At 71.6% G+C, this 9,359-nt stretch carries 8 protein-coding genes; all 8 read right to left on the reverse strand.

All coding sequences use genetic code 11. From position 1 onward, the window contains the following. Window positions 1–103: 103 nt before the first annotated feature. The gene (aroQ, locus tag K6I34_RS24230; RefSeq protein ID WP_229328452.1) at window positions 104–544 is read right to left on the reverse strand and encodes a type II 3-dehydroquinate dehydratase; all 441 of its coding nucleotides are present in this window, start codon (window positions 542–544) and stop codon (window positions 104–106) included. After that, window positions 541–1,653, reverse strand: coding sequence for a 3-dehydroquinate synthase (gene aroB / locus K6I34_RS24235; protein WP_229328453.1), 1,113 nt, complete (start codon window positions 1,651–1,653; stop codon window positions 541–543). The genes aroQ and aroB overlap by 4 nt, the downstream gene beginning before the upstream one ends. Before the next feature lie 7 nt (window positions 1,654–1,660). Continuing rightward, window positions 1,661–2,197: a shikimate kinase gene (locus K6I34_RS24240; RefSeq protein WP_229328454.1), complete on the reverse strand. Its 537-nt coding sequence runs from the start codon at window positions 2,195–2,197 to the stop codon at window positions 1,661–1,663. Next, entirely contained in the window at window positions 2,194–3,378 is a 1,185-nt protein-coding gene (aroC, locus tag K6I34_RS24245; RefSeq protein WP_229328455.1) for a chorismate synthase, read from the reverse strand. Before aroC ends, K6I34_RS24240 begins: the two co-directional genes overlap by 4 nt. A gap of 173 nt (window positions 3,379–3,551) precedes the next feature. Further along, entirely contained in the window at window positions 3,552–4,394 is an 843-nt protein-coding gene (locus tag K6I34_RS24250) for a shikimate dehydrogenase (RefSeq protein ID WP_229328456.1), read from the reverse strand. A 7-nt stretch (window positions 4,395–4,401) separates the two neighbouring features. Continuing rightward, complete coding sequence (gene mltG, locus K6I34_RS24255; RefSeq protein WP_229328457.1) at window positions 4,402–6,039, reverse strand: endolytic transglycosylase MltG; 1,638 nt, start codon at window positions 6,037–6,039, stop codon at window positions 4,402–4,404. 128 nt (window positions 6,040–6,167) lie between these two features. Further along, on the reverse strand, window positions 6,168–6,641 hold the full coding sequence (gene ruvX, locus K6I34_RS24260) for a Holliday junction resolvase RuvX (RefSeq protein ID WP_229328459.1): 474 nt from the start codon (window positions 6,639–6,641) through the stop codon (window positions 6,168–6,170). After that, entirely contained in the window at window positions 6,638–9,307 is a 2,670-nt protein-coding gene (gene alaS, locus K6I34_RS24265; RefSeq protein ID WP_229328458.1) for an alanine--tRNA ligase, read from the reverse strand. Before alaS ends, ruvX begins: the two co-directional genes overlap by 4 nt. Window positions 9,308–9,359 lie beyond the last annotated feature (52 nt).

Here is a 9,359-nt window from a genome sequence, read left to right on the forward strand (position 1 = left end):
CCGGACGAAGTCTGGGGGAGGGTGGGCACAACCGGACCACCGGCCGCAACCGACCACCACGGGGCCCGGGGCGGAGCCCCGGACCTTCGCAAAGACGCGTGGGTCAGCCCGCCAGTTCCTCCGCCAAGGCGCGCAGCGCCAAGCGGTAGGAACCGATCCCGAACCCGGCCACCGTCCCGCTCGCCACCGCCGCGATCACCGACGTGTGGCGGAACGTCTCCCGCGCGTACGGGTTCGAGATGTGGACCTCGATGAGCGGTGCCGTGCGCTGCGCCGCCGCGTCCCGCATGGCGTACGAGTAGTGGGTGAACGCACCGGGGTTGATGACGACCGGGACATGCCCGTCCGCCGCCTCGTGCAGCCAGCGGACGAGCTCGCCCTCGTCGTTGGTCTCGCGGACCTCGACGGCGAGGTCGAGCTCCTCCCCCAGCCGGGTGCACTCCTCGACGAGGCCCTTGTAGGAGGTGGAGCCGTAGACGTCCGGCTCGCGCGAGCCGAGGCGTCCGAGGTTCGGCCCGTTCAGCACGAGCACCCGGCGGCTCACGCGGCGATCTCCGCGTGCGCGGCGAGCAGCATGGCGGGGTCGGGGCTCTCCATGACGGTGGGCTTGGCGAGGCCGTCGAGGACGATGAAGCGCAGGCGGTCGCCGCGGGACTTCTTGTCGACCTTCATGGTCTCGACGAGCTTGGGCCACTGGTCGCCGCGGTAGGTGACGGGCAGTCCGACGGAGGTGAGGATCGCGCGGTGGCGGTCGGCGGTCGCGTCGTCCAGGCGCCCGGCGATGCGGCCGAGCTCGGCCGCGAAGACCATGCCGACGGCCACCGCGGCGCCGTGCCGCCAGTTGTAGCGCTCGTTCTTCTCGATCGCGTGGGCGAGGGTGTGCCCGTAGTTGAGGATCTCGCGCAGGCCGGACTCCTTGAGGTCGCTGGAGACGACCTCCGCCTTGACCCGGATGGCGCGCTCGATGAGCTCCGCCGTGTGCGGGCCCTGGGGCGAGCGCGCGCCCTCGGGGTCGGCCTCGATGAGGTCGAGGATGGCCGGGTCGGCGATGAAGCCCGCCTTGATGACCTCGGCCAGGCCGCTGACGTAGTCGTTGACGGGCAGCGAGTCCAGCGCGGCGAGGTCGCACAGCACCCCGGCCGGGGGGTGGAAGGCGCCGACGAGGTTCTTGCCCTCCGCCGTGTTGATGCCGGTCTTGCCACCGACCGCCGCGTCGACCATGGCCAGCACCGTGGTGGGCACCGCGATCCAGCGGACCCCGCGCAGCCAGGTCGCCGCGACGAAACCCGCGAGGTCCGTGGTGGCCCCGCCGCCGACGCCGACGATCACGTCGGTGCGGGTGAAGCCCGACTGGCCGAGCGCCTTCCAGCAGTAGGCCGCGACCTCGACGGTCTTGGCCTCCTCCGCGTTGGGCACCTGGATCGCCACGGCCTCGTAGCCCTGCGCGGCCAGGTCCTCGCGCAGTGCCTCACCGGTGGCGGCCAGCGCCTCCGGGTGCAGCACGGCGACCCTCCCCCTGCCTCCGGCGGGGGGACCCCCAGGCCGCGGTGAGATCAGACCGGCCAACTCGCCGAGCAGCTGGTGGCCGACGAGGACCTCGTACGGCTCGGTGCCCTCGCTGGCGACGCGGATGCGGGTGGGGGCGTCGGTCATGCGTTCCTCACTGCGTGGTGTCGGGGGTACGGTCCCGGGGCAGTGCCAGCGCCTGGAGCACGGCGTCGGCCACCTCGTCGGGGGTGCGGCCGCCGGTGGCGACGGTGGCGCGGGCCACCTCGGTGTAGAGCGGGCGGCGGGCCTCCATCAGCTCGCGCCAGCGCTGCCGCGGGTTGACCGCGAGCAGCGGGCGCGGGGCGTCGAGGCCCACCCGGTGCACGGCGTCGGCGAGTTCGACGTCGAGGAAGACCACGGGCAGGCCCGCCAGGAGGGCCCGGGTGCCGTCGTCCATGACCGCGCCGCCGCCGAGCGCGAGCACGCCGGGGTGCTCGGCGACGGCGGTGCGGACGGCCTCCCGCTCCAGGGCGCGGAAGTGGGGCTCGCCCTCGTCGATGAAGATCTCCGGGATGGGCTTGCCCGCGGCCCGCTCGATGTCGGCGTCGGTGTCCCGGTAGCCGGTGCCGAGCCGCTGGGCGAGCAGGGCGCCGATGGTGGACTTGCCCGCGCCGGGCGGGCCCACCAGGACGACGGCGGGGCCGGTCACTTGATGGCCAGGTTCTCGAGGTAGGACCGGACGTTGCGGCGGGTCTCGGCGACGTTGTCGCCGCCGAACTTCTCCGCCACCGCGTCGGCCAGCACGAGCGCCACCATGGCCTCGGCCACGATGCCCGCGGCCGGGACGGCGCACACGTCGGAGCGCTGGTGGTGCGCCTTCGTGGCCTCGCCGGTGGCCACGTCGACGGTGGCCAGGGCGCGCGGCACGGTCGCGATGGGCTTCATCGCGGCGCGGACGCGCAGCAGTTCACCGGTGGTCAGGCCGCCCTCGGTGCCGCCGGAGCGGCCGGACGTGCGGCGGATGCCCTCGTCGGTGGAGACGATCTCGTCGTGCGCCTGCGAGCCGGGCACGCGGGCCAGGTCGAAGCCGTCGCCGACCTCGACGCCCTTGATCGCCTGGATGCCCATGAGCGCGGCGGCCAGCCGGGCGTCGAGGCGGCGGTCCCAGTGGACGTGCGAGCCGAGGCCGACGGGCACGCCGTAGGCGAGGACCTCGACGACGCCGCCGAGGGTGTCACCGTCCTTGTGGGCCTGGTCGATCTCGGCGACCATCGCCTTGCTCGCGTCGGCGTCGAGGCAGCGCACCGGGTCGGCGTCGAGGCGCTCGACGTCGGCGGGCGTGGGGTAGACGCCGTACGGGGCCTTGGCGGCGGCCAGTTCGACGACGTGGGAGACGATCTCGATGCCCGCGGTCTCCTTGAGGTAGGAGCGGGCGACGGCGCCGAGGGCGACACGGGCGGCGGTCTCGCGGGCGGAGGCGCGCTCCAGGATCGGCCGGGCGTCGTCCAGGCCGTACTTCTGCATACCGGCCAGGTCGGCGTGGCCGGGGCGCGGGCGGGTCAGCGGCGCGTTGCGGGCCAGCTCGGCGAGCTCGGCGGGGTCGACCGGGTCGGCGGCCATGACCTTTTCCCACTTGGGCCACTCGGTGTTGCCGACCATGACCGCGACGGGCGAGCCGAGGGTCAGGCCGTGCCGGACGCCGCCGAGGAAGGTGACCTCGTCGCGCTCGAACTTCATGCGGGCGCCGCGGCCGTAGCCGAGGCGGCGCCGGGCCAGGTGGTCGGCGACCATGTCCGTGGTGATCGGCACACCGGCGGGAAGCCCCTCCAGCGTCGCCACCAGGGCCGGACCGTGGGACTCTCCGGCCGTCAGCCAGCGCAACCTGCTCAACGGGACTCCTCTGCTCGCGCCTGTGGACCGTGCGGCGGCGCGACCAGGTGCGCGGCCCCGGCCCGCCACCTCTGATCCTCCCACGTCCGGTGGGTTTCCCCGGCCACAGGTCCGGGTTGTGGACGCGAGTGCGTCAGGTCGCGGACGTCACCGGACCGGGGTCCGGGCCGGGATCAGTGCGTGCGGGCGGCGAGGGCGGCCTCGCCCGCGGCACGCATGGCGGCGAGCGGGGCCGGGGCGCGGCCCGTCATCCGCTCGACCTGGAGCACGGCCTGGTGCACCAGGAGGTCCAGGCCGCCGAGCACCGCGCCGCCGCGCGCCGACCAGGCGGCGGCGAGGCGGGTGGGCCACGGCTCGTAGAGCACGTCGAAGAGGGTGCCGGGGTGCTCGGGGACCGCGTCCGCGAGCGCGTCGGTGGTGCCGGCCGGGGTGGTGGCGATCACCAGCGGCGCGGTGAAGGCCTCGGCGGCGCGGGACCAGTCGGCGGTCGTGACGGCCACGCCCAGCCGCTCGCCCCACTGGCGCATCTCGGCGGCGCGGGCCTCGCTGCGGACGTAGACCGTGACCTCGCCGGAGCAGATCCGGCCGAGGGCGGCGAGCGCGGAGGAGGCGGTGGCACCGGCGCCGAGCACGGCGGCCCGCCCGGTCTCCTCGACGCCGCGCTCGCGCAGGGCCGCGATCAGGCCGGGGACGTCGGTGTTGTCACCGACGCGGCGGCCGTCGTCGGTGAACACCACGGTGTTGACGGCCTCGACGGCGGCCGCGGTCACGCTGACCTCGTCGAGCAGCGGGACGACCGCCCGCTTGAGCGGCATGGTCAGCGAGAGCCCGGCCCAGGAGCCGTCCAGCCCCTCGAAGAAGCCGGGCAGGGCCGCCTCGTCGACCTCGAAGCGGTCGTACGTCCAGCCCTCCAGGCCCAGCTCCGCGTAGGCGGCGCGGTGCAGGACCGGCGAGAGCGAGTGGGCGATCGGCGATCCGAGCACGGCGGCCCTGTGGCGCCCGAGGTGGAGGCTCATCCCTGGCTCATCCCTGCTGCTTCTTCTTCTGGAACTCGTTGAACTCCTGGACGAGCTTGTCGTGCTCGGCCAGCGTGTTGGCGAACTTCGTCGTCTTGCCGTCGACGGAGACGAAGAAGTACCAGTCGCCCTGCTCGGGATCCATCGCGGCCTTCAGCGCTTCCTCGCCGGGGTTGCCGATGGGACCGGGCGGCAGGCCCTTGACGTGGTACGTGTTGTACGGGTCGTCGTAGGACCGAAGCTGCTTGGGGTCGAGGTCGAGCTTGCTCTGGTTCTTGACGTAGTTGTACGTCGAGTCGAACTCGAGCTTGCCGTTCGTCACGGTGTTGGTCGGCTTGAGCCGGTTGTAGATGACGCGGGCCATCTTGCGGAAGTCGTCGTGGGTCAGGCCCTCGGCGTTGACCAGGCTCGCCACCGTGATCAGCTCGTACGGGGACTTGAGGTTGAGCTCCTTGGCCTTGCCCTCCAGGTCGACCTTGGCGTAGTTCTCCTTGGCCCGGGCGACCATCTGCTTCAGGACGTCCTCGGGCTTGGTGCCCTTGCTCGCGCTGTACTGCGAGGGATAGAGGAAGCCCTCCAGCGGGTCCTTGACCTTGGAGTCGGTGCTCGCCCAGTCGGGCAGGCCGAGGTTCTTCGCCTGGTTCTTGGCGACGTCCTTGGTCGTGCCCTTCGGGAGACCGAGCTTGTCGTCGATCATGCCGTAGATCTGCACGGCCCGGCGGCCCTCGGGGATGACGAGGAAGTTGGAGGTGTTGGTCATCATCGCGACCGCCGCCTCGCCCGACATCTCCTTGTGCAGGCTGTAGGTGCCGGGCTGGATGGACTTGCCCTTGGGGTTCTTGTCCGCGGCGGCGGTGAAGGCGCCGACGCTCTTGACCACGCCCGCCTTCTGGAGCACTTCACCCATCTGGGCGAGGCCCGCCCCCTTGGGGATCTCGACCGTGACCTGGCCGCTGCCCTCACCGTCGTAGTCCGGCGCGGCGGCGAAGTGGGTCTGCCAGTAGTCGTAGGCGAGATAGCCGCCACCGCCCACGACACCGAGGAGGACCACGGCGACGAGGAGGCAGGCGGTACCGCTGCGGCGCTTGTTCTTGGACTTCTTGCCCTTGCCACGCCGCTCACGGCCGCGCGGGCGCTCCTCGCGCGGCTCGTCCGCGTCGTCGGTGCGGACGGGGGCGGCGGGCGCGTCGTCGAAGAGGGAAATCTTCTCCTCGTTCGGTTCCGAGCGCCAGTCCGGGTGCTGCTCGAAGGACTGCGTGTCGTGCTGCTGCTCCTGCTGCGGGACGTGCGCCTGCTGCTGGTACTGCTGCTGCATGTGCTGCTGGGATTCGTGCTGCTGCGGCTGCTGCTGCGAATGCTGCGGCTGCTGCTGCGCGTACGCGTCCTGGGAGCCGTAGTACTCCTGCTGCTGCCCGCCGGCATAGGGGTCCGCGGGCTGCTGGGGGTGCTGCTGCTGCCCGTACGGGTCACCGGTGTAAGGACCCCCCGCGTTCTGCGAGGGGTCCCAGCCGTATTGTTGATGTTGCTGACCGTAGTGGGGCTGCTGCGACTGCTGGGGGTGCTGCTGCCCGTCGTATCCCTGTGCCCCGTAGAGCGGGTCCTCGGGATGCCATTGGGAGCCGGGGTTCCGGCCGTACTCAGTCATCAATCCCCTAGTGCCGCACAGCGGCAGCCTGTCGTGTGCTCCGGGGAGCGCGGGTTTCGAATCGTCGGTCCTGTACGGAAGACGTTCGAACGGCTGCCATGTCAGCGCGGAACGTTACCGTACTGCGATCAGATGACCACTTCTACGGCCTCGCCGGGAGGCCGGCCGGAGGTCTTCTCGATCTCCAGCGCGTTCTGCAGGATGACCACCGCTGCCGCCTGGTCCACGACCGAGCGGCCCTTTTTGGCGTTGACCCCGGAGGCGCGCAGTCCCTGGGCGGCTGTGACGGTTGTCATCCTCTCGTCGACCAGCCGCACCGGTACGGGCGCCACCCGCCGGGCCATCTCCTTCGCGAAGGTCCGCACCTTGGCCGCGGCGGGCCCCTCTCCCCCCTTGAGGGAGCGGGGCAGACCGACGACCACCTCTATCGGCTCGTACTCCGCGACGATCGCCGCGAGCTTCTTGTGGGCCTGCGGGATGTCCCGCCCCGGCACCGTCTCCACCGGAGTGGCGAGGATCCCGTCGGGGTCGCACGTGGCGACCCCGATCCGGGCGTCCCCGACGTCGACGGCGATACGCCTGCCTCGTCGCACGGCGATCAGGCCGCTTCCGCCACGAGGCGCTCGACGGCGGCCATGGCCTCGTCGACGGCGTCCGGGTTCTGGCCACCGCCCTGGGCGACGTCCGGCTTGCCGCCGCCACCGCCGCCGAGGGTCTTGGCAGCCGTACGGACCAGCTCACCGGCCTTGAGCCCGCGCTCGCGCGCGGCCTCGTTGGTGGCGATGACGGTCAGCGGGCGGCCGTTGGCCACGGTGAACAGGGCGACGACCGCGGCGCGGCCGCCCTGGATACGGCCCCGCACGTCGAGGACCAGCTTGCGCAGGTCGTCGGCGCCGGTGCCGTCCGGCACCCGGCCGATGGCCAGGGCCACGCCGTGCACGTCCTTGGCGCCCTCGGCCAGACCGGCGGCGGCCTGGAGCACCTTCTCGGCGCGGAAGCGCTCGATCTCCTTCTCGGCGTCCTTGAGCTTGGCGAGCATGCCCGAGATCTTCTCCGGCAGCTCCTCCGGACGGCCCTTGACCAGCTCCGTCAGCTGGGCGACGACCGTGTGCTCCCGGGCCAGGAAGTTGTAGGCGTCGGCGCCGACGAGGGCCTCGACACGGCGCACTCCGGAGCCGATCGAGGACTCGCCGAGCAGCTTCACCAGACCCAGCTGGGCGGTGTTGGCGACGTGCGTACCGCCGCAGAGCTCCTTGGAGAAGTCGCCGATGGTCACGACGCGCACGCGCTCGCCGTACTTCTCGCCGAACTCGGCGATGGCACCGGCCTTCTTGGCCTCGTCCAGGCTCATGACCTCGGCGTGCACGTCGAGTTCGCGGGAGAGGACCTCGTTGATCCGCTGCTCGACGTCGGTCAGTACGCTGCCGGGCACGGCGGCCGGGGAGCCGAAGTCGAAGCGGAAGCGGCCGGGCGAGTTCTCCGAACCGGCCTGGGCGGCGGTCGGGCCCAGGGCGTCGCGCAGCGCCTGGTGGGTGAGGTGGGTGGCGCTGTGGGCACGGGCGATGGCCCGGCGGCGCGTGACGTCGATCGAGGCGTAGGCGGACGAACCGACCGTCACCTCGCCGACCTGCACGACACCCTTGTGGACGTGGACGCCCGGGACGGGCTTCTGGACGTCGCGGACCTCGATCACGGCGCCGTTGTCGAGCTTGATACGGCCCTGGTCGGCGAGCTGGCCACCGCCCTCGGCGTAGAAGGGGGTGCGGTCGAGGACGACCTCGACCTCGTCGCCCTCGGTGGCGGCGGGCGAGGGCACACCGTCGACGAGCAGGCCGACGACGGTCGACTCGTTCTGGGTGAGGGTGTAGCCGGTGAAGTCGGTCTCGCCGGTGGTGTCGGCCACCTCGCGGTAGGCGGACAGGTCGGCGTGGCCGGTCTTCTTGGCCTTGGCGTCGGCCTTGGCGCGCTCGCGCTGCTCCTTCATCAGGCGGCGGAAGCCGTCCTGATCCACGGTCAGGCCCTGCTCGGCGGCCATCTCGAGGGTGAGGTCGATCGGGAAGCCCCAGGTGTCGTGGAGCAGGAACGCCTTCTCACCGGCGAGGACCGTACCGCCGGCGGCCTTGGTCTCGGACACGGCGGTGTCGAGGATGTTGGTGCCGCCCTTGAGGGCCTTGAGGAACGCGGCCTCCTCGGCGAGGGCCACGGTCTCGATGCGCTTGCGGTCGGTGACGAGCTCCGGGTACTGCTCGCCCATCGTCTTGATGACGACGTCAAGGAGCTCGGCGACGACGGGGCCGGTGGCGCCCATCAGACGCATATTGCGGATGGCGCGGCGCATGATGCGGCGCAGCACGTAGCCGCGGCCCTCGTTGCCGGGGGTGACGCCGTCGCCGATGAGCATCACGGAGGTGCGCATGTGGTCGGCGACCACGCGCATGGACACGTCCGTCTCGTGCTTGTCGCCGTAGCGGACGCCGGTCAGCTCGGTGGCCTTGTCCATGACGACGCGCAGGGTGTCGGTCTCGTACATGTTCTGCACGCCCTGCAGGATCATGGCGAGTCGCTCGAGACCGAGGCCGGTGTCGATGTTCTTGGACGGCAGGTCGCCGAGGATCGGGAAGTCCTCCTTGCCGTCGCCCGCGCCGCGCTCGTACTGCATGAAGACCAGGTTCCAGATCTCCACGTAGCGCTCGTCGTTGACGGCGGGGCCGCCCTCGACGCCGAACTCCGGGCCGCGGTCGTAGTTGATCTCGGAGCAGGGGCCGCAGGGGCCGGGGACGCCCATGGACCAGAAGTTGTCCTTCTTGCCCAGGCGCTGGATGCGCTCGGCGGGCACGCCGACGACGTCGCGCCAGATCTGCTCGGCCTCGTCGTCGTCCTGGTAGACGGTGATCCAGAGCTTCTCCGGCTCCAGCCCGAAGCCGCCGTCCGCCACCGGGGCGGTCAGCAGCTCCCAGGCGAGCTTGATGGCGCCTTCCTTGAAGTAGTCGCCGAAGGAGAAGTTGCCGCACATCTGGAAGAACGTGCCGTGGCGGGTGGTCTTGCCGACCTCTTCGATGTCGGGCGTGCGGATGCACTTCTGCACGCTGGTGGCGCGCTGGAAGGACGGCTTGACCTCGCCGAGGAAGTACGGCTTGAAGGGGACCATGCCCGCGTTGACCAGCAGCAGGGTCGGGTCGTCCGCGATGACTGACGCCGAGGGGACGACGGTGTGTCCGCGCTCCTCGAAGAAGCGCAGCCAGCGGCGGCGGATTTCAGCCGACTCCATCAGTGGTCCTCTTTCCGGGTGAACGAGTGGTAGGTGTGCTGCTGTTCGAGTG

It is taken from the genome of Streptomyces sp. UNOC14_S4 (assembly GCF_020740835.1).
Taxonomy (GTDB): domain Bacteria; phylum Actinomycetota; class Actinomycetes; order Streptomycetales; family Streptomycetaceae; genus Streptomyces.

Bases quoted from the DNA above. Each gene is read 5' to 3' on its own strand.
- aroB (WP_229328453.1), bottom strand. From the start codon at position 1,653: ATGACCGACGCCCCCACCCGCATCCGCGTCGCCAGCGAGGGCACCGAG.
- K6I34_RS24250 (WP_229328456.1), bottom strand. From the start codon at position 4,394: ATGAGCCTCCACCTCGGGCGCCACAGGGCCGCCGTGCTCGGATCGCCG.
- mltG (WP_229328457.1), bottom strand. From the start codon at position 6,039: ATGACTGAGTACGGCCGGAACCCCGGCTCCCAATGGCATCCCGAGGAC.
- alaS (WP_229328458.1), bottom strand. From the start codon at position 9,307: ATGGAGTCGGCTGAAATCCGCCGCCGCTGGCTGCGCTTCTTCGAGGAG.